Raw genomic sequence first — 19001 nt, 5'->3', positions numbered from 1 at the left:
CCCACCGCTACCGTCGGACGCACCATGCCCGCCCCGTCCACGACCCCACCGGAGCGGCCGCCGGGATCGACGGCACTGCCCTCCGCCGCCCCCCCGACGGCCGCCCGCGCCCTCGCCGTCGTGGCCATCGTCGTGGCCGGGATCTGCGGGGGCCTCATCGGCTACGGGGTCGTCGACCTCCAGGCCTCCGCCGACGCCGGGCCCGACGCCGACGGCGGCGGCGGCCTCGCCCCGGTCGTCGGCGGCGTGGTCGGCGCCGTGCTCGCGGCCGTCGGCGTGGCCGTGGTGGCGGTGCTGGTGCTGCGGGCCATGACCGAGTGGAAGACGATCGAGGAGCGGGCCCGGGCCGAGGGGCGCGAGCCGCCCCCGTCGCGCAACGTCTCCGGCCGCCGGACGTGACCCCCGCCGGTCTGCGCGACCTGGCTCTGGCGGTGGCGACCGAGGCCGGGGCCCGGGTCGCCGCCCGCGCCGGCGCCGCCGACCTGCGGATCACCACCAAGTCGACCGCCACCGACCCCGTCACCGAGGTGGACCAGGAGGTCGAGGCCCTCATCGTCTCGTCGCTGCTCGCCGCCCGCCCCGACGACGGCGTCCTGGGCGAGGAGGGGGCCGACCGGCCCGGCACCTCGGGGGTCCGCTGGATCATCGACCCCATCGACGGCACCGTCGACTTCATGTACGGCATCCCCGGCTGCAACGTCTCCATCGCCGCCGCCGTCGACGGCACCGTCGTCGCCGGGGTGGTCGTGGACCCGCTCCACGGCGACACCTTCGCCGCCGCCCGGGGCGAGGGGGCCACCCGCAACGGCCACCCGATCCGCTGCACCGGTGTCGCCGACCTGGGCCTCGCCCTGGTGGGGACGGGCTTCGGCTACGACCCGGTCGAGCGGACCCGCCAGGCCGCCGTCCTGGCCCACCTGCTCCCCCGCGTCCGTGACATCCGCCGGGTCGGCGCCGCCGCCATCGACCTCTGCTGGGTCGCGTGCGGGCGCCTCGACGGCTACTACGAGCGCAACCTCAAGGCGTGGGACTGGGCCGCCGGGGCACTGGTGGCGTCCGAGGCCGGGGCGGTGGTGGGGACCGTCGGCGATCGCCCCCTCCCCGCCTCCCTGCCGGAGGCCACGATCGTGGCCTCGGGGCCGGCCCTGTTCGGCCCTCTGCGGGACCTCCTCGACGCCGCCGGCGAGCTCCCGTAAGGCGCAACGCCGGCGCAGCACGGCCGGGAAACGGACGGTGCGCGACGCGACCACCCTCCATGAGGCACGATGCAGGGGTGGCGACCCGCATCTTGACGGTCGAAGACGACGAACGCATCCGGACCGCGGTGAAGCTCGCCCTCGAGGACGAGGGCTGGAAGGTCGACGAGGCCGAGACCGGTGAGGACGCCCTCGAGCGGTTCTCCCAGGCCCCCACCGACGTGGTGCTGATCGACATCATGCTGCCGGGCGTCGACGGGTTCGAGGTGTGCCGGTCGATCCGCCGCATCAGCGACGTGCCCATCATCATGGTCACCGCCCGCGACGACACCCACGACATCGTGGCCGGGCTCGAGGCCGGCGCCGACGACTACCTCACCAAGCCGTTCCAGCCCAAGGAGCTCTCGGCCCGGATCCGGGCCCTCCTCCGCCGGGTCCGGACCACGGACTCGGGCGCCACCCACCTCCGCTTCGGCGACCTCGAGATCGTCCCCGAGGAGGGCGTCGTGCGGCGGGGGGGCGAGGAGGTCCACCTCACCAAGACCGAGTTCCGCCTGCTGCTGGAGCTGGCCAACAGCCCCGGACGGGTGCTGTCGCGCGAGGTCCTGCTCGAGCGGGTGTGGGGCCACGGGTACTTCGCCGACGGCCGTCTCGTCGACGTCCACGTCCGGCGGCTGCGCACCAAGGTCGAGGCCGACGCGGCCAACCCCCGCCACGTCGTCACGGTGCGGGGCCTCGGCTACAAGCTGCAGACGTAGGTGGCCCCACGGAGTCGACGCTTCGGGCCGCCCCTCCCGGCCCGGCTCGGCCTGCGAGCGCGCATCACCTTCGCCTTCGCCGCCACCACCGCGGTGCTGTCGGCGCTGATGGCCGGGACCACCTGGGGGCTCACCCGGGAGAACCTGGTCAACCAGCGCGAGGCGGCCGCCACCCGCCAGGTGCGCCAGGACGCCGAGACCGTCGCCGGCGCCATCAACAGCAACGCCGACCTCGAGCTCGCCCTCCAGTCGGTGCGGGCCCAGACCAGCGCCCGACCCGTCCTCGAGATCGAGGGCGAGGACCCGATCATCATCCAGCCCAGCACCGGCGTCGACGTGATCCCCGACGAGCTCCGGCGGACGGTGGAGGCGGGCGAGGCGGCCCGCATGCTCGTCACCGTGGGCGGGGAGCCGAACCTGATCCTCGGCGTCCCGATCAGCGACGGCACCGCCACCTACTACGAGGTCGTGTCGTTCGAGGAGCTCGAGGACACCCTCCGCTCCCTCGCCGTCTCCCTGTTCGGGGCCTCGGTCGTCACCACCCTCGTCGGCGGCACGCTCGGCTACTGGCTCAGCCGCCGGACCCTCCGCCCGCTGGCCAACGTGGGCCTGGCCGCCGAGGCCATCGCCGGCGGCCGCCTCGACACCCGGCTGGAGGGCACCGACGACCCCGACCTCAACGTGCTCGTCTCGTCGTTCAACCACATGGCCCAGGCCCTCGAGGAGCGCATCGACCGCGACGGCCGGTTCGCCTCCGACGTCAGCCACGAGCTGCGCAGCCCGCTGATGACGCTGGCCGCGTCCGTCTCCGTCCTGGCGTCGCGGCGGGACGAGATGCCCGACGACCCCTCCCGCTCGGCCCTCGACCTGATGGAGGCCGACGTCGCCCGCTTCCAGCAGCTCGTCGACGACCTGCTCGAGATCTCCCGGTTCGACGCCGGCGTGGCCCGCCTGTCGCTCGAGGAGGTGCGGCTGCCCGAGCTGGTCCGCCAGGCGGTCAACCTGCACCGCAGCGACGACCCGCCCACGGTCGAGATCGACGCCGCCCTGGCCGGGATGGTGGTGCGCGCCGACAAGCGGCGGTTGGTGCGGATCCTCGACAACCTCCTGGGCAACGCCGACGCCTACGGCGGCGGGGCGTGCCGCGTGGCGGTGGAGTCGGCCGGCGACAGCGTGCTGATCGCCGTCGAGGACAGCGGTCCGGGCGTCGCCCCCGAGGACCGGGAGCGCATCTTCGACCGCTTCTCCCGCGGCGCCGGGGCCGGGCGGCGCAGCGCCACCGGCGACGGCGTCGGGTTGGGCCTGGCCCTCGTGGCCGAGCACGCCCGCCTCCACGGGGGCCGGACCTGGGTCGAGGACCGGCCCGACGGCGAGCCCGGGGCCCGCTTCGTCGTCCAGCTGCCGGTGGCCCGGGCATGATCCGCGCCCGCTCCGCCCCCGTCGCCCTCCTGGCCCTCCTCGTCGCCCTGCTCGCCGGGTGCGGCATCCCCACCGACGGGGAGCCCCGGCCGCTGGCCGACGAGGCGACGCCGCCCGCCGCCGACCCCCAGCCCGAGCTGGGCGACACGACCGCCCAGGTGTACCTGGTCAACAACGACGAGCGCCTGGTCCCCCGCCCGCGAGCCCTCGAGGGGGCGAAGACGCCGGTGACGGTGCTGGAGGCCCTCCTCCTGCCCACCAGCGAGGAGGAGGAGGCCGATGGGTTGCAGACGCAGATCCCGGCGCTCACCACGATCGTGGGGGTGACCGAGGAGGACGGCATCCTCGCCGTCGACCTCAGCGCCGAGTGGGGCGAGCTCCTCGTCCCCGACGCGCTGTACGCCTACGCCCAGGTGGTCCTGACGCTCACCGAGCTGCCCGGCGTGGAGGGGGTGCGCTTCCTCGTCGAGGGCCAGCCCGTGGACGCCGCCCCCACCGTGAACGAGACGCCGACCGAGGTCGTCGAGGCCGAGGACTACGCCACCCTCGAGGCCGGCTGACCGACCGCACCGGGCCTGCTCAGGCGAAGAAGATCTTGCCCACGTCGTGGATGTCGGGCGCCACGACCTTGGGCTCGGCGACGGCCTCGGTGAGCGGCACCCGGATGATGCGCCCGGCGCGGATGGCGACCATGGTCCCCCAGTCCCCGTCGGACGCGGCCTCGGCGGCGGCGACGCCGAAGCGGGTGGCCAGGACCCGGTCGGCCGGCGTCGGGGTCCCGCCCCGCTGGAGGTAGCCCAGCACCACGACCTTGGTGTCGAAACCGGTGCGGGCCGCGATCTCGGGGGCGAGGAGGTGGGCGATGCCGCCCAGGCGCTGGTGACCGAACTCGTCGATGCCCGGGTCGGGGAGGGTGAAGGTGCCCTCGACGGGGACGGCCCCCTCGGCCACCACGACGATCGAGGCGAAGCGCCCCGACTCGTGCCGGCGGACCAGCGCGGCGCACACCTCGTCGAGGTCGAAGGGCTCCTCGGGCACGAGGATCATCGACGCCCCGCCGGCGATGCCGCTCCAGGTGGCGATGTGGCCCACGTGGCGGCCCATGACCTCGACCAGCATCACCCGGTCGTGGGACTCGGCGGTGGTGTGGAGCCGGTCGATGGCCTCGGTGGCGGTGGTGACGGCGGTGTCGAACCCGAAGGTCACCTCCGTGCAGCCGAGGTCGTTGTCGATCGTCTTGGGGACCCCGACCACGGGCACGCCGTCGTCCTGGAGGTCGCGGCCGGCGCCCAGGCTGCCGTTGCCGCCGATGACGACCAGGCCGTCGAGGCCGCGCTTGGCCACCGTCCGCCGGACCATGTCGACCCCGCCGTCCACGCCGTAGGGCTGGTGGCGACTGGTGCCGAGGATGGTGCCGCCGCGGGGCAGGATCCCCCGGCAGCGGTCCACGGTCAGCACCTCGTAGCGGTCCTCCATGAGCCCCAGGTAGCCGTCGCGGAAGCCGATGACGGTGCCGTCGAGGTCCCGCTCGACCTTGCGCACGACCGCCCTGATGACGGCGTTCAGCCCCGGGCAGTCGCCACCGCTCGTCAGCACTCCGAGTCGCATCGGGCCACGTTACCGGGCTCCCCCGACCGCCCGGACCGGCGCGACGAGGCCCGCCGACCCGTCCCGGCGAGGGAGGCGCTCCCCTCCTCCGACCCCGCCCACCAGCCCGAGGGTGGCGGTCGCGCCGGCCTATCCTCCCGTCGTGGCCGTCGTGATCGCCCTCGACGCCGGCACCACCGGTGTCCGCGCCTTCGCCGTCGACGAGGCCGGGGCGCCCGTCGGGTACCGGTACCAGGAGTTCACCCAGCACTTCCCCCGTCCGGGGTGGGTGGAGCACGACGCCACCGAGATCTGGACCTCGGTGGTCGCCGTCACCAACCGGCTCATCACCGACCTCGAGCAGCCCGTGGCCGCCATCGGCATCACCGACCAGCGGGAGACGGTGGTGGCCTGGTCCCGACGGACGGGGCGGCCGTACCACCGGGCCATCGTGTGGCAGGACCGGCGGACGGCGGCGCGCTGCGACGCCCTGGCCGCCGACGGCGCCCTCGCCACCGTGCGGCCGGCGACCGGGCTCGTCCTCGACCCGTACTTCTCCGCCAGCAAGGCCGAGTGGCTCCTCACCGAGGGGGGCGTGCCCGCCGGTCCCGACCTGTGCATCGGCACCATCGACGCCTGGCTGCTCTGGAACCTGACCGGGGGCAACGTGTTCGCCACCGAGCCGTCCAACGCCAGCCGCACGATGCTCTACGACATCCGCACCCTGGAGTGGTCCGACGAGCTGTGCGACCTGTTCTCGGTGCCCCGGTCGGCCCTGCCCGAGGTCCTGCCGTCGTCGGGGCGCTTCGGCAAGACCGTCGGCGACACCGGCCTGCCCTCGGGCATCCCCATCAGCGGCATCGCCGGCGACCAGCAGGCCGCCCTCTTCGGCCAGGCCTGCTTCTCCCCGGGCATGACCAAGAACACCTACGGCACCGGCTCGTTCGTCCTCATGAACGTGGGCCCCACCTGCCCCGACCCGGTCGAGGGCCTGCTGACGACCGTGGCGTGGACGCTCGGCGGCACGGCGAGCGAGCCGCCCCGCACCGACTACGCCTACGAGGGCGCCATCTTCTCCACCGGCTCGGCCGTCCAGTGGCTGCGGGACGGGCTGGGGCTGATCGGCGAGGCCGCCGAGGTCGGGCCGCTGGCCGAGACGGTCGACTCGACCGACGGCGTGTACCTCGTCCCCGCCTTCACCGGCCTGGGGAGCCCCTGGTGGGATCCCTACGCCCGGGGGCTGCTCGTCGGCTTCACGCGGGGCACGACCCGGGCCCACGTCGCCCGGGCGGTGGTCGAGGCCATGGCGTTCCAGACCCGCGACGTCGTCGACGCCATGTCCGCCGCCTCGGGCCACCCGGTGGCCGAGCTCCGGGCCGACGGGGGCGCCTCGGCCGCCGACCTGCTCCTCCGCCTCCAGGCCGACCAGCTCGGCGTGCCCGTCACCCGGGCCGCCGTGCCCGAGACCACGGCGCTGGGCGCCGCCTACCTGGCCGGGCTGGCCGAGGGCCTGTGGGGCTCGACCGCGGAGCTGGCCGAGCTGTGGGCCGGCGACGAGCCCGTGGCCCCGGCGGCGGACCGGACCACCGCCGACGCGTCGCACGCCCGCTGGCTCGAGGCCGTGGCCCGCAGCCGGGCCTGGGAGCCCCCCGACTGACCGCCGACCACGCCGACCCGGCGGACCGCACCGGCGCCGGCCGCCGGTCAGTCCTGGGGCAGGGGCGGTGACCAGCGGCCGCGCCGGCTCATGGCGGGCGAGCTGGGCTTGGGGGCCGGCGGTCGGACCAGACCCCGCTTCACGAGGATGGTCGAGGGGGTGGGGCTCTTCATGGTGCGGCCTCTCGTGCGGGCGGGTCGGGTCGGAGGCGGGCTAGGGCGTGCTGGTGACGCTCGGGTGGGCCCGCAGCGAGCGAGCGCGGCCGACCTCGCGGGCCCGGGTGCCGGCCACGCGGGCCAAGGCTGCGACCTGCCGGCGCTCCTTGGCCCGGAACGGGGTCCCGGTGCGCCCGGCCACGAGGGCCAGGTCGACGCCGGGGAGCGGGGCCCAGGCGACATCCGCACCGCCCACGGCCTGCTGGTCGTCGCCGCCCGCCCGGGCGCCGGTGACGAACGCCGAGAGCCAGGCCTCGGTGGGCGTCGACCCGGCGGTGGCCCGGACCTCGCCCGAGGCCAGGTCGACCACGGCCGCCCAGTCGGCGCCGAGGGTGCGGCTGCCGTGGACCACGAGGGCCCGCAGCAGCTCGTCCATGGTGTCGGCGCCGCAGATCATGGCGGCGGTCTCGAGGGCGTCGAGGCGGGGGTCCCGCCCGGTGGCGTCGGCGGCCTTGACGTCCTCGACGGTGACGCCGTCGACCTCCTGGATCTCGGTGACCAGCAGGTCCACCAGCGAGCCCTGGGGCAACCGGACGACCAGCTCGTCGACGGCCACGCCGTCGCCGGTCTCGAGGATGTCGATGCCGATGACGTCCCCCCGCACCGCCCCGATGCGGCTCGCTACCGCACCCAGCGCACCCGGTCGGTCGGGGAGCCAGACTCGCACGACGTAGGTCTCCATGGCGACGAACCTACGGAGGGCGTGTGAACTCGGTGTTTCCTCCGCGGGACGGCAGTGTTGTCATCCGACGACCGCCCGGGGGGCCTGGCGGGTGCACGTCGGCACGGGTGCCCTTGACTGGACGGTCAAGGCAGTAGCCTCGGGTCGGTGGAGAGCGAGGACGTCAAGAGCGACGATCGGCGTCTGACCGCTCGCGGCGAGGAGCGGCGGCGTCAGATCATCGACGTCGCCACCCACCTGTTCGCCAAGGACGGCTACCACCCGACCTCGGTGGCCGACGTGGTCGAGGCCGTCGGCGTGGGCAAGGGCGTCTTCTACTGGTACTTCCCGTCCAAGGAGGCCCTGCTGGCCGAGATCCTCCGGGCCGGGCAGAAGGCCCGCCGGCGGATCCAGCGCGACGCCATCGCCGACGTCGACGACCCCGTCGAGCAGATGGAGCGGGGCATCAGGACGGGCATGGAGTGGATGGCGGCGCACCGGGACCTCGTCACCCTCATCCGCTTCGCCGCCACCGAGGAGCGCTTCACCGCCGGGCTGCGCAAGGGCGAGGACATCGCCGCGGCCGACGCCGCCGCCCCGCTCCGCCGGGCCATCGCCGAGGGCCGCATCCCCGAGGCCGACCCCGACCTGCTGGCCCGCTCGATCGTCGGCGTCACCCAGCACCTGTGCGCCTCGCTGATCCACGCCGACCCCGACAGCGACCCCACGCCGGTCATCGACGCCGCCGTGCGCTTCTGCATGGGCGGCATCCTCGGCGCCCCCACCGGCACCCTCGCCTAGCCCCCCGACGAGGCCGGCGAGAGCCCGCAGGCGAGCCATCAGAGGCCGCGTGCACGCGATGCCGCCAGATGACCCGCGACGCGTCCCGGCCCGGCGCAGCCGCTGGGGGGTGCGGGCGGTCTCCCTCCGCAGAGGCGAGCGTGTCGGCGAGGAACGAGCCGTCCGCCGCCGGGAAGGTGTTCAGCGCCGAGCGCAGCGAGGCACCGTCAGCTCGAGGAACGGAGCGAGCGCCAGCGAGCGAGTGACGAGAAGGACTACCCGAGCTTGGTGAGGGCCCGCTTGAGGTTGCGGATGCCCTGGCCGATGCGCTGCTCGTTCTCGATGAGGGCGAAGCGGACGTGGCCCTCGCCGCCGGGGCCGAAGCCGACCCCGGGCGAGGTGGCGACGTGCGCCTCGCGCACGAGGAACGAGCAGAACTCGACCGAGCCCATCTCGCGGTAGGGCTCGGGGATCGGCGCCCAGGCGAACATCGTGCCCCGGGGCGGCTCCATCTCCCAGCCGATGCGGGCCAGCCCGTCGCAGAGGGCGTCGCGCCGCTTCTGGTAGATCTGCTGGACCTCGGCCGGGTGCTCGGTGTCCTCGTTGAGGGTGACGGTGGCGGCGATCTGCACCGGCTGGAAGGCGCCGTAGTCGAGGTACGACTTCAGCTTCTGGAGGGCGGCCACGATCTCGGCGTTGCCGACGAGGTAGGCGACGCGCCAGCCGGCCATCGAGAACGACTTGGTCATCGAGTACAGCTCGACGGCGACGTCCTTGGCCCCGTCGGCCTGGAGGATCGACGGCGGCTGGTACCCGTCGAAGCCCAGCTCGGCGTAGGCGTTGTCGTGGACGATGACGATCTCCTTCTCCTTGGCCAGGTCGACCAGGCGCTGGAAGAAGTCGAGGTCCACGCACGTCGTGGTCGGGTTGTGGGGGAACGAGACGACCAGGACGCGGGGGCGGGGCCACGAGCTGTCGATGGCCTCGGTGATCTCGCCGATCAGGTCGCGGTCGCCGCCGCCCATGGGGATGTACTGCACGCCGGCCCCGGCGAACAGCGGCCCCCAGATGTGGATCGGGTACGACGGCGCCGGCACGAGGGCCGAGTCGCCCGGGCCCAGCAGCACCCACATCAGGTGGCTGAAGCCCTCCTTGGCCCCGATGGTCGTGAGGATCTCGCGCTCGGGGTCGAGGGCGACGCCGAAGCGTCGGATGTAGAGGTCGGCGACCGCCTCGCGCAGCTTCGGGATGCCCCGGCTCGACGAGTACCGGTGGTTCCTGGGGTTGCGGGCCGCCTCGGCCAGCTTCTCGACGGCGACCGTCGGCGACGGCAGGTCGGGGTTGCCGAACCCCAGGTCGATCACGTCCTGACCGGCTCGCCGGGCCTCCACCTTCAACCCGTCGATGATGGTGAAGACGTACGGGGGCAGGCCCGTGATCCGGCGGAACTCCATGGCGGCACCCTACTGCTGGCCCCCCGCCACCCCCAGCGGCATCCGAGCGGTGGCAGGATCGACCCATGGACCGCATCGACGTCGTGGTGGAGATCCCCCGGGGAACCCGCAACAAGTACGAGCTCGACCACGCCACCGGACGCATCCGCCTCGACCGACGACTGTTCTCGGCCACCGTCTACCCGGCGGAGTACGGCTTCGTCGACCGGACCCTCGGCGAGGACGGCGACCCGCTCGACGCGCTGGTCATCCTGGACGAGCCGACGTTCCCGGGGTGCGTGATCGGGTGCCGCCCCGTCGGCGTGTTCTGGATGGAGGACGACGCCGGCCCCGACGCCAAGATCATCTGCGTCGTGGGCGACGACCCCCGCTGGGACCACGTGCAGGACATCGGCGACCTCCCGAGCCACCTCACCCAGGAGATCGAGCACTTCTTCACGATCTACAAGGCCCTGGAGCCCGGCAAGTGGGCCGACGTCCGGGGCTTCGAGGGCGCCGACGAGGCCAAGGCCGAGATCACGGCCAGCATCCAGCGGGCCATCGACGAGGACTACTACCCCAGCTGATCCGACGGGGCGGTCCCGCCGCCGGGCGCGGTCTACGTGCGCAGGGCGGCGAGGAGGGCGGCGCCGACCGCCCCGGCCTGCTCGCCGAGCTTGGCCGCCACGAGCGGGACGCGGGGTCGCCGCTCGCCGCCCAGCGCCATCTCCCGGACCCGCTGGCGGGCCCGGTCGAGGAACAGGTCGGCCGCCTCGGACACGCCCCCGCCGACCACCACGATCTCGGAGTCGAGCACGTTCACCAGGTTGGCCACGCCGAGGCCGAGCCAGTCGCCGAAGGTGTCGAGGACGGCACCGGCGTCACCGTCGCCGGCACGGGCGGCGGCCACCACGTGCTCCCCCCGCACGGCGGCGAGGTCACCCCCGGCCCGGGCGACGAAGTCGGTGTCGCTCGGCGCCTGGCCGGTCCGGACCGCCTCGCGGGCCAGCCACCCCAACCCGGTCCCGGAGGCGTACCGCTCCCAGCAGCCTCGCCGCCCGCAGGGGCACTCGGGCCCGGTGGGGTCCACCACCATGTGCCCGGGCTCGCCGGCGAAGCCGTAGGCCCCGCGCAGGGGCTCGCCCTTCACCGTCATGCCCCCGCCGATCCCGGTGCCCAAGGTGATCACGAGCGAGTGGTTCCGGCCCCGGGCCGCACCCCGCTCGTGCTCGCCCCAGGCCGCGCACGTGGCGTCGTTGTCCACGACCACGGGCAGCCCGGACCGCTCCCCCAGCTCGGCCGCGAGGGGCACCCCGACGACGCCGGGCAGGTTGGGGCCGTAGCGGAAGGTGCCCGCCCGGTCGACCAGCCCCGGGGCACCGAGGCCCACGGCCCGCACGTCGCGACCGGTGGCCTCGTGGGCGCGCTGGCGGAGGTCGGCCACCAGCCCGGCGATCGCCTCCAGGACCTCGTCGGTGCCGGTGGGCGTGGCCACCTTGCCCTCGACGACCGCCTCGCTCCCCTGGTGGCCCGGGTCGAGGGCCACGCCGAGGAGCTTGGTGCCGCCGAGGTCGAGACCGACGACCAGCGGGCCGCCGGGCGCGTCGGCGGTCAGTAGCGGAGGAGGGCGCCGATGCGCCCGTGGACGTCGAGATCGGCGTTGCCCACGCAGATCTCCACCTTGGCCCCCTGGGCCAGCGCGTCGTCGATGGCCTCCTCGACGACGTCCTGGATCGGGCGGAGCCCGGGCTCGCCGTCGCCGCTGCGGTGCGGCCGGACGTCGTGGAGGGCGCCGGTGGCCTCGCAGCGCCAGCCCTCGGCCTCGTACTCGTGCGACACGACGAGGTGCTCGACCCGACGCTCGTTGAGCGCCCCGAGGACGGGCCCCAGCCCGGTCACGGCCTTGCCGCCCGAGCCGACGGTGTCGAGCAGCCGGTGGACGAGGGCCGCCTCGCGGGCCCGCTCGGTCGCCTCCTCCAGCTCGACGACGGCCTTCTGCACGGTGTCGAGGCTGGCCTGCGGGGTGACGTTGATGCGCCCGACCAGACGCTCGCGCAGGTAGGCGTGGAGGGCGGCCTCGACGTCGCCGACGAGGTCGTCGGACGCACCGATGCAGATGTGGTCGAACCCCTTGTCCTGGTACACCTTGAAGGCCAGGGCGGCGGCGTTGCGCACGTGCTGCGAGGCCATGGCGTCGACGTGCGGGGTGACGCCACCGCGCTCGCGCTCGCCGCGGGTGTCGTAGTCGCGGGGCAGCTCGTCCTCCTGCTCGGTGTGCTCGACCAGCTCGTCGAGCTCGAAGACGAACATGCGGGCCCGCTGGCGGTCGACGAGGAGGACGCCGAAGCGCCGGCTCTCCTCGGCGATGGCCTCGAGCTGGCCGACGGCCGGCTGCTCGTTGACGACCACCCGGCTCCGGACCCGCACCGGGAGGGGCACGACCTCGAACAGGTCCCGGGCCGCGCAGGAGAAGAGGGCCAGGCCCCGCACCCGGGACCGGTCGAACCCACCCTTGACGAACCCCTCGATGCGATCGAGGTCGGCGTGCACCGACGAGGTCCCGTTGGCCCGGTTCCGCGCCTGGCGCAGGACCCCGTCGAGCTCGTGCTCGACGTCGCGCTGGGTGAGCAATCGTCGTCCGTCCACGTCGAGGTAGCAGGTCGTGACCGGTTCACCTCCCGCTTCGAAGCCCGACAGGGTGCGCAAGGTGCTCTCGGTGATCGCGGTCACGGAACCTCCATTGGTGGCGGGCCGAGCGGGCCGCCGCCGGCGTCGGAGCGTCGAGGCGGACTGCTCGGTGGCCCGATCGTAGGCACCCGGCGGACGGTGCGCAGGGCCGAAGGACCCGACCCCGTCGGGCCGGACGACCTGCCGGCTCAGACGGGGCTGCGGGTGAGGTCGGCGGCGGCCAGGCCGACCCCGTCTCCGGTGGTGGACCGGGCCCAGTCGGCCACGTCGTCCCGATCGGTCACGATGATCACCTGCACGGCGTGCGAGGGTCCGACGAGGGCGTCGCAGAGCGCGGTGGCGTCGTCGGGGTCGAGGTCGCCGAAGGGCTCGTCGAGCACCAGCGGAGCGGGCCCGGGGCCGCCGGGGACCGCGGCGGCCTGGTGGCTGGCCAGCACCGACAGCACCCGCCACACCAGGGCGTCGACGTCGACCTCGTCGTCGGGGACGGCGGGGCGGGAGGCCTGGATCGACCGGAGCGAGTCCACCTCGAGCCGGGCCAGGGCCACCCGGGCCTCGGCCCGGCCGATGGCGGCGTCGGGGTCGTCGCCCGCAGGTGTGCGGGGCGACAGGAGGTGCGACAGGGCGACGTCGAGGGCGGTCTGGGCGTCGCGGGCGTCGCCCTCCAGGCCGGCCAGGACGGACGGGTCGGTCGGCGTCGCCCTCGGCGCCGGCTCGTCGCCCCAGGTCGTCGGCAGGGCGCGGCGGCGGGCGTCGGCCTCGGCCTCGGCGAGGGCCTGCTCGGCCCGCTCGACCTCGGCCCGGTCGACGGCCAGGCGCTCGTCGGCCGCCTCGATGGCATCGGAGGAGATCTCGGAGGCGGCGACCCGCTGGCGCAGGGCGTCGCGCCGGGCGACGAGGTCCTCCCAGGAACGGCGCGCCGCGTCGGCGGCGTCGTGGGCGGCGATCTGGGCGTCGATCTCGGCGAGGGCCGCCTCGAGGCCGTCGCGCCGGGTGGCGTCGGCGCGGGTCCGGGCGATCCAGTCGCGGGCCCGGCCCAGGACCGCCTCCCGGCTGAGGACCTCACCCAGCGGCACGCCGACCTCGTCGAGCGCCAGGCGCAGGTCGGGCAGCGGGTCGGTGGAGATGCGGTCGCGCAGGGCGCCGGCCACGTCCTCGCCCGGGTCCTCGCCGAGCAGGTCGACGGCTCGGGCGCGCAGGGCGGCGAGGGTCGCCGACAGGCGTCCCTGGGCGGCGGCGGCGTCCCAGCTGCCGGCGGGGTCGGCCGGTGCAGCCGCGGCGCGCGCCGCCTCGAGCTCCTGCTCGATCGTCGCCTGCACCTGGGCCAGGCGGGCCTCGGCGTCGCGCAGGTTGCGGCGGGCCTCCTCGGCGTCGAGCTGGGAGTGGGTGCCCGACGCCCGACCCGAGACCATGAACTCGGTGTAGGACGCGAACCCCATGCGGGCGAGGATCTCCCGCTCGGCCAGCTGGGCGTCCTCCAGCCGGCGGCGGGCCCGGCCCACGCCGATCCGGCGCTCGCTGCCCTCCCAGGCCGACAGGACCTCGGCGTGGGCGGCCTCGAGCGCCTCGACGTCGTTGGGATCGAGGGGCGAGGCGCCGTTGGCCTCGGCCACGGCCCGTCGGGCCGAGGTCACCTCGTCGTGGGCGCGGGCCAGTCGGGCTGAGCTGACCTCGGACATCTGCACCGGCGCGGCCGGCGCCGTCGGGCGCGGAGGCGGCGGCGGGGCGGCGGCCGCCTCGGCGACCAGGTCACGGACCCGCTCCCACTCGACGGCCACCCGGGCCGCCTCGACCACGGCGATGCCCTGGTGGGCCTCGGCCGCGGCGAGCGCCGCCGCGACCTGGTCCGATCGCTGGGCGGTGAGGGCCTCGATCTCGGAGGTGAGGAAGGCCCGCCGGTCGAGCAGGGCCTGGCGGTCCGGGGCCGCCGGCGCCGCGCTGGGCGCCATCTCGACGCAGCGTCGCTCGACCTCGGCCAGCTCGGCCCGCAGGTCGGCCAGCTCGGCGGCGGTGGCCCCGGCGAGGCGGGCCCGCTCGGCCTCGGCGTCGTCCCGGGCGGCGATGGCGGCGGCCCGGGCGGCCTGGGCGGAGGTGATGCGCTCGGTCGCCAGGCGGTCCTGCTCGGCGAGCAGGCGACCCAGCTCGGGCGTCGGTCCGGAGGGTCCGGCCTGGGCGGCGTCGGACTCGGCGGCGGCGCTCACGGCGTCGGCCAGGCGCCGGCGGGCGGCCCGCAGCGCCGTGGCCGCCTCCTCGCGGTCGCGCCAGCGATCGGCGGCGGGCCGGCTGCGGTCGGCTGTGGCGGTGTCGGCCCGCAGGACCTCGGCGAGGGCCGCCTCGGCGGCGGCCAGCTCGGCCTCGGCCGCGGCCAGCTCGGAGTCGAGGGCCCGGGACCGGCCCTGGGCCAGGGCGAGGACGCCGTCGCGGAGGTCGGACCCGCGGAGCGGTCCGGCGGGCACGAGGCCCGGGGTCCAGCCCGCGATCTCGGCCACCGAGACCTCGCGCTCGCCGGCACTGCCCCCCCGGCCACTCGCATGCTCGCCGGCACTTCCCCCTGGGCCACTCGCATGCTCGCCGGCACTTCCCCCTGGGCCACTCGCATGCTCGCCGGCACTTCCCCCTGGGCCACTCGCATGCTCGCCGGCACTTCCCCCTGGGCCACTCGCATGCTCGCCGGCCACGGCGACGAGGCCGCCGAGGCCCGACGCCGCCAGCTCCGGCGAGGTCAGCCGGGCGCGGACCAGGGCGTCGATGGCGGCGCGCACCGGCCCGGCCACCTCGGGGGCCAGGCCGTGCACCACGGTGAGGCGGGGCTGCAGGTCGACCGCCCAGGGGCGGGGCTGGGAGCCGGTCAGGCGCAGGATCTTCACTGGGTCCTCCTAGGACACCGGGATGCGCTGCACCCCGTCGCCATCGTCGTCCGGCCCGTCGGTCGCGGCGCTCCGGTCGGTCCCCGCGGCCCGGGCCGCCCGCGCCGCGGCACCGGTGGCGGCGCGCACGACGGAGCCGAGCCGGTCCGCCATCTCGGGATCGTTCACCAGGGCCTCCGCGACGTCGAGGAGGGCGCGGGTGGCGTCGATCGCCTCCCGTGCCGCAGCTTGCAGGGCGTCGACCCCGGGGGACCGACCCTGCTCTGATCGGTCGCGAGCGGCCCCTTCTTGAGGGCCGCCCCCGTCGGGGGCCTCGGCGGCGTCGTCGTCGGTCACGATGACCTCCGGGTCGGGGGGCGCGCCGCCCCGAACGTGACGGTGAGGGTTCCGGCGTCGAGCTTGGCGCCGGTCACCGACCGGCCGCGCAGCGAGTCGGGCAGCACGATGGCCCGGCGGTAGGGACCGACGGTGACGATGAGCTCGTCGGCGTGGCGGCCCAGGTCGAGCTCGTCGTGGTCGGCGAACGGGAGGTCGAGGAGGAGCACGACGTCGGCGTCGCGGGTCTCGATGCGCAGCGGGGACCCGTCGTGCAGGCGGGTCGCCGGGTCCTGCTCGCCGTACAGGGCAGCACCGAAGGCCCGGAGCCGCTCCAGCCCGACGACCTCCTCCCCCGCCAGGTCGGCCCGCAGCACGGGCAGCGGGGCGAACCCCTCGTCGATGGCGGTCAGGTGCTCGGCGTGGCTCTCCTTCCACCGGTCGAACCACGGGTCGGTGATGCCGTCGGGCAGCAACCGGTTGGCGACCACGGCATCGACGCCGTACCCGAACAGCGACAGGTAGGTGGCGGTCCGCCGGGCCTCGGCGACGACCATGCGCTCGGGGTTCACGACGAGCCGGACGCTGGTGCGCTCGGTGTCGGCCAGGATCTCCTTGACGCCGTCCAGGCGGGCGTAGAACCGCTCGGCCGAGCCGAACACGGCATCCCCGGCGACCGGCAGCGACGTCACCCGCGACAGGACGGGGCCGACGGCCCGGTGCAGGCGCCGGCTCGTCGGGAAGACCCGCTCCATGTACCAGCGGAGGACGTCGGGCAGCGACAGCAGCCGGATGGTCTCCGCCGTCGGCGCGCAGTCGACGACGATGACGTCCCACTCGCCGCCGTCGACGTAGCCCTTGATGTCGACCAGCCCGAAGACCTCCTCGAGACCCGGCAGCAGGGCCAGCTCCTCGGCCTCGACCCCGTCGACGCCGGCCCACTCGAAGACGTCGGCGAGCCAGCCCTTGATGTCGCCCCAGGACTCCTCCATCCGCTCCCGGGCGTCGAGCTGCTGGCCCCACAGGCCGTCGACGACGGGCGTCGGGTGGGAGCCCAGCTCGACGTCGAGCGAGTCGGCCAGCGAGTGGGCCGGGTCGGTCGAGAGGACGATGGTCCGGGCGCCGGCGTCGGCGCAGCGGACCGCGGTGGCGGCGGCGACGGTCGTCTTGCCCACGCCACCCTTGCCGGTGAAGAGGAGGGTCCGGCTCGCCCGGTCGCCCGGGCGCCCCCCGCTCATCGGGCGCTGTCGGGCTCGCTGGTCACCGCGGGCGGCTCGGGATCGCCCTCGACCCGCGCCTTGAGCGCCGGCAGCGCGGTGTGGGTGATCTTGTGGGCGGTGCGGCGCTTCACGAACCCGGGCACGGGGATGATCAGCTCGACCTCGAGCTCGTAGGCCACGTCGGTGGTGCCGTCGCCGTTGTCGACCAGGTCGTAGTGGCCGTCGAGCTTGCGGGTGACCTCGCCCGAGGACTGGCGCCAGGCCAACCGACCCGGCACCGAGTGGTCGTAGTCGAGCGTGTAGTGCGTGCTGTAGCCGAACCCGGCGGCCCGGAACCGCGCCTGGGTCGCCCGCCCCTCGGCGTCGCGGGCCAGCACGGTGGCCTCCTTCAGGTCGCGCGCCCAGTCGGGGTAGCTCTCGATGGCGTGGAGCACGCTGAGCACGTCCCCGATGGGGGCGGCGATGGTCGTGTGCTCCCGGACCGAATCACCCATGGCCGGGGGCCTCCCTTCGGTCGTCGACGGTCGCGTCCTGGCGAGAGTCTGGCCCATCGTCGCCGTCGCGTCGGCGGCGGGGCGGGAACGTGCCGTGCCGGGCGCCCCACAGGCCGGCCAGACCGAGCGACCACACGGGGGCCAGGACGGCGAAGGCGGTGAAGGGGCGGACGACGGCCACGGCGAGGGGCACCACGGCCTGCACGGCCACCGACGCCATCATCACCACCTGGACCCGGCGGGGGGCGCAGCCTTCGAGGAAGAAGAGCCCGCCGACGCCGATCTCCTCGGTGCGGCTGCGCTCGACGGCGATGAGGAAGGCGGCCACGAAGGCGACGCAGCCCAGGCCCAGGAGCACCAGGGCGGGGACGGCCGACAGGGCGTAGTGGTCCCGGTCGCCGGTGAGGGCGTTGGCGACCGAGGTGACGCAGGTGACGGCGGTGCCGGCCCACGACAGCCGGACCAGGAGCCGGCCGGGGAGCGCGGCGGGCATCGGGTCACCCCCCTCGACGGTCGCGTCGCTCATCGCCTGCGCCCGCCGGTCGGGGGCACGGGTCGGGGCAGGCGCACGCGCCCCCGGCCGTCCACCTCGACGGCCGACACGGCGACGACCCCCTCGGCGCCCAGGTCGCCGCCGTGCACCACCGGCGGCGGGCCGACGGCGACGGTGCGGCCGGGCAGGGGCCGGGCCCAGGGCTCGGCCGGCGTCGGGCGGGCGCGCGGGCCCGACGCGACCGGGGCCAGCACGCCGGGCTCCACCCAGGTGGCCACGACGGGCAGCCCCACGGCGGCCAGGTCCCGCCCGGTGCCCAGGTCGAGCGGACCGAGGCAGATCCCGAGGGCGAGCCCCTCGAGCCCGGCGGCGACCCGCACCCGCTCCCCCGCCCGGCGCTCGGCCAGGCCGCGCCCGAGCCGCTCGACCGCTCCCGACGCCTCGCCGGCGGCGAGCGCCCGCCCCCGCCGGAGCAGGGCGGTCCCGGGGCGGGTGCGGGCGGCGGCGACCCGGACGGCGTCGGCCAGGGCGGCCCACAGGGCGGCGTCCCCGACGATGATGTCCGGGTCGAGGCGGCGGGCCGTCGCGGCCACGTCGGTCGCCGGTGCCGCGAGCACCGCCCCGGCCGTGGCCGGCCACCACCGGCCGACCAGGGCGGCGGCGGGGGTCGCGTCGACGGGCGGGGCGACGACGACGCGGGGGCCGTCGGGCACGGCGGGGCCGACCCAGGCCGCGACGCTGCGGAGGGCCCAGACGGCCTGCGCCTGGGTGACGACGAGGCCGGCGCCCCGGAGCGCCACCTCGTCGGGCGCGACGGAGGCGAGCCGCACCTCGTGGGCGTCGGGGCGGCGCCGGTCGACCTCGGTCCCCGCGGCGCGGACCTCGGCGAGCGGCCGGTCGGGCCCGGCGCCGCGCACCTCGGCGTCGTCGAGCTCGACGTCGCGGTCGACGGCATCGTCGGTGGCCAGCGCGGCCCCGACGGCCAGGACGGCGGTCTCGGCGGCCACCCGCGCCGCCGGTGCGGGGCCGACCGCGACCCGGACGACGGTGCCGGGCCCGATCCCGGCCTCGGCCAACCCGAGCGCCAGAGTCCGGGCGTCGTCGGCCTGTGCCGACCAGCGCCGCCCGTCCGGCGCGGCGGGGCCGTCACCGTGGGCGCGCAGCCCGCTGACCAGGGCGGCGGCGAAGGTCGGCGGGGTCAGCACGGCGCCGATCCTG

General features: G+C 75.7%; 20 protein-coding genes. 8 read left to right on the top strand and 12 right to left on the bottom strand.

Annotated features, from left to right (window positions below; translation table 11 throughout):
* Positions 1–24: 24 nt before the first annotated feature.
* The 5 genes from HC251_RS25980 to HC251_RS10245 all read left to right on the top strand — a co-directional run bounded on the left by HC251_RS25980 (position 25) and on the right by HC251_RS10245 (position 3933).
* A complete protein-coding gene (locus tag HC251_RS25980) occupies positions 25–399 on the top strand; it encodes a hypothetical protein (RefSeq protein WP_219945194.1) in 375 nt (124 codons plus the stop codon).
* Positions 396–1196 carry an inositol monophosphatase family protein gene (locus HC251_RS10260; RefSeq protein WP_219945193.1) on the top strand — a complete coding sequence of 267 codons (801 nt, stop codon included), beginning with the start codon at positions 396–398 and terminating at the stop codon, positions 1194–1196. Before HC251_RS25980 ends, HC251_RS10260 begins: the two co-directional genes overlap by 4 nt.
* A gap of 77 nt (positions 1197–1273) precedes the next feature.
* Positions 1274–1954, top strand: a complete 681-nt coding sequence (locus tag HC251_RS10255; RefSeq protein ID WP_255566672.1) for a response regulator transcription factor — start codon at positions 1274–1276, stop codon at positions 1952–1954.
* Positions 1955–3373, top strand: a complete 1419-nt coding sequence (locus HC251_RS10250) for a HAMP domain-containing sensor histidine kinase (RefSeq protein ID WP_219945191.1) — start codon at positions 1955–1957, stop codon at positions 3371–3373.
* Complete coding sequence (locus tag HC251_RS10245) at positions 3370–3933, top strand: GerMN domain-containing protein (RefSeq protein ID WP_219945190.1); 564 nt, start codon at positions 3370–3372, stop codon at positions 3931–3933. Before HC251_RS10250 ends, HC251_RS10245 begins: the two co-directional genes overlap by 4 nt.
* 19 nt (positions 3934–3952) lie before the next feature.
* On the opposite strand, the gene HC251_RS10240 is transcribed toward HC251_RS10245, so the two are convergent.
* Positions 3953–4981, bottom strand: coding sequence for a 6-phosphofructokinase (locus tag HC251_RS10240; protein WP_219945189.1), 1029 nt, complete (start codon positions 4979–4981; stop codon positions 3953–3955).
* Between the two features lie 142 nt (positions 4982–5123).
* Here HC251_RS10240 and glpK point away from each other — a divergent pair, with 142 nt between their 5' ends.
* Complete coding sequence (gene glpK, locus HC251_RS10235; protein WP_255566671.1) at positions 5124–6617, top strand: glycerol kinase GlpK; 1494 nt, start codon at positions 5124–5126, stop codon at positions 6615–6617.
* Between the two features lie 47 nt (positions 6618–6664).
* Here glpK and HC251_RS25565 read toward each other — a convergent pair whose 3' ends face one another.
* Positions 6665–6790, bottom strand: a complete 126-nt coding sequence (locus tag HC251_RS25565; protein WP_255566670.1) for a hypothetical protein — start codon at positions 6788–6790, stop codon at positions 6665–6667.
* A gap of 40 nt (positions 6791–6830) precedes the next feature.
* On the bottom strand, positions 6831–7514 hold the full coding sequence (locus HC251_RS10230; protein ID WP_219945187.1) for a hypothetical protein: 684 nt from the start codon (positions 7512–7514) through the stop codon (positions 6831–6833).
* A gap of 147 nt (positions 7515–7661) precedes the next feature.
* Here HC251_RS10230 and HC251_RS10225 point away from each other — a divergent pair, with 147 nt between their 5' ends.
* Positions 7662–8294, top strand: a complete 633-nt coding sequence (locus HC251_RS10225) for a TetR/AcrR family transcriptional regulator (RefSeq protein ID WP_219945186.1) — start codon at positions 7662–7664, stop codon at positions 8292–8294.
* 254 nt (positions 8295–8548) lie between these two features.
* Here HC251_RS10225 and HC251_RS10220 read toward each other — a convergent pair whose 3' ends face one another.
* A complete protein-coding gene (locus tag HC251_RS10220; protein ID WP_219945185.1) occupies positions 8549–9727 on the bottom strand; it encodes an aminotransferase class I/II-fold pyridoxal phosphate-dependent enzyme in 1179 nt (392 codons plus the stop codon).
* A gap of 65 nt (positions 9728–9792) precedes the next feature.
* Between HC251_RS10220 and HC251_RS10215 the strand changes: the two genes are divergently transcribed.
* On the top strand, positions 9793–10293 hold the full coding sequence (locus HC251_RS10215; RefSeq protein ID WP_219945184.1) for an inorganic diphosphatase: 501 nt from the start codon (positions 9793–9795) through the stop codon (positions 10291–10293).
* Between the two features lie 32 nt (positions 10294–10325).
* Here the strand turns inward: HC251_RS10215 and HC251_RS10210 are convergent, their stop codons facing one another.
* The 8 genes from HC251_RS10210 to HC251_RS10175 all read right to left on the bottom strand — a co-directional run bounded on the left by HC251_RS10210 (position 10326) and on the right by HC251_RS10175 (position 18988).
* Positions 10326–11294 (bottom strand): ROK family protein, encoded by a 969-nt coding sequence (locus tag HC251_RS10210; protein ID WP_255566719.1) that lies wholly within the window; start codon positions 11292–11294, stop codon positions 10326–10328.
* 23 nt (positions 11295–11317) lie between these two features.
* Positions 11318–12436, bottom strand: a complete 1119-nt coding sequence (locus HC251_RS10205; protein ID WP_219945182.1) for a hypothetical protein — start codon at positions 12434–12436, stop codon at positions 11318–11320.
* A gap of 146 nt (positions 12437–12582) precedes the next feature.
* On the bottom strand, positions 12583–15261 hold the full coding sequence (locus HC251_RS10200) for a DUF4766 domain-containing protein (RefSeq protein WP_219945181.1): 2679 nt from the start codon (positions 15259–15261) through the stop codon (positions 12583–12585).
* A gap of 9 nt (positions 15262–15270) precedes the next feature.
* Positions 15271–15597, bottom strand: a complete 327-nt coding sequence (locus tag HC251_RS10195) for a hypothetical protein (protein ID WP_219945180.1) — start codon at positions 15595–15597, stop codon at positions 15271–15273.
* Positions 15594–16814: an ArsA family ATPase gene (locus HC251_RS10190; RefSeq protein ID WP_219945179.1), complete on the bottom strand. Its 1221-nt coding sequence runs from the start codon at positions 16812–16814 to the stop codon at positions 15594–15596. Before HC251_RS10190 ends, HC251_RS10195 begins: the two co-directional genes overlap by 4 nt.
* Positions 16811–17290 (bottom strand): SRPBCC family protein, encoded by a 480-nt coding sequence (locus tag HC251_RS10185; RefSeq protein ID WP_219945178.1) that lies wholly within the window; start codon positions 17288–17290, stop codon positions 16811–16813. Before HC251_RS10185 ends, HC251_RS10190 begins: the two co-directional genes overlap by 4 nt.
* Positions 17283–17816: a hypothetical protein gene (locus HC251_RS10180; RefSeq protein ID WP_219945177.1), complete on the bottom strand. Its 534-nt coding sequence runs from the start codon at positions 17814–17816 to the stop codon at positions 17283–17285. Before HC251_RS10180 ends, HC251_RS10185 begins: the two co-directional genes overlap by 8 nt.
* On the bottom strand, positions 17813–18988 hold the full coding sequence (locus HC251_RS10175; RefSeq protein ID WP_219945176.1) for a hypothetical protein: 1176 nt from the start codon (positions 18986–18988) through the stop codon (positions 17813–17815). The genes HC251_RS10180 and HC251_RS10175 overlap by 4 nt, the downstream gene beginning before the upstream one ends.
* Positions 18989–19001: the final 13 nt, after the last annotated feature.

Source organism: Iamia sp. SCSIO 61187, assembly GCF_019443745.1.
GTDB lineage: Bacteria > Actinomycetota > Acidimicrobiia > Acidimicrobiales > Iamiaceae > Iamia.
Note: the sequence above shows the minus strand (reverse complement) of the source record. Positions and strands in the feature narration are given on the sequence as shown.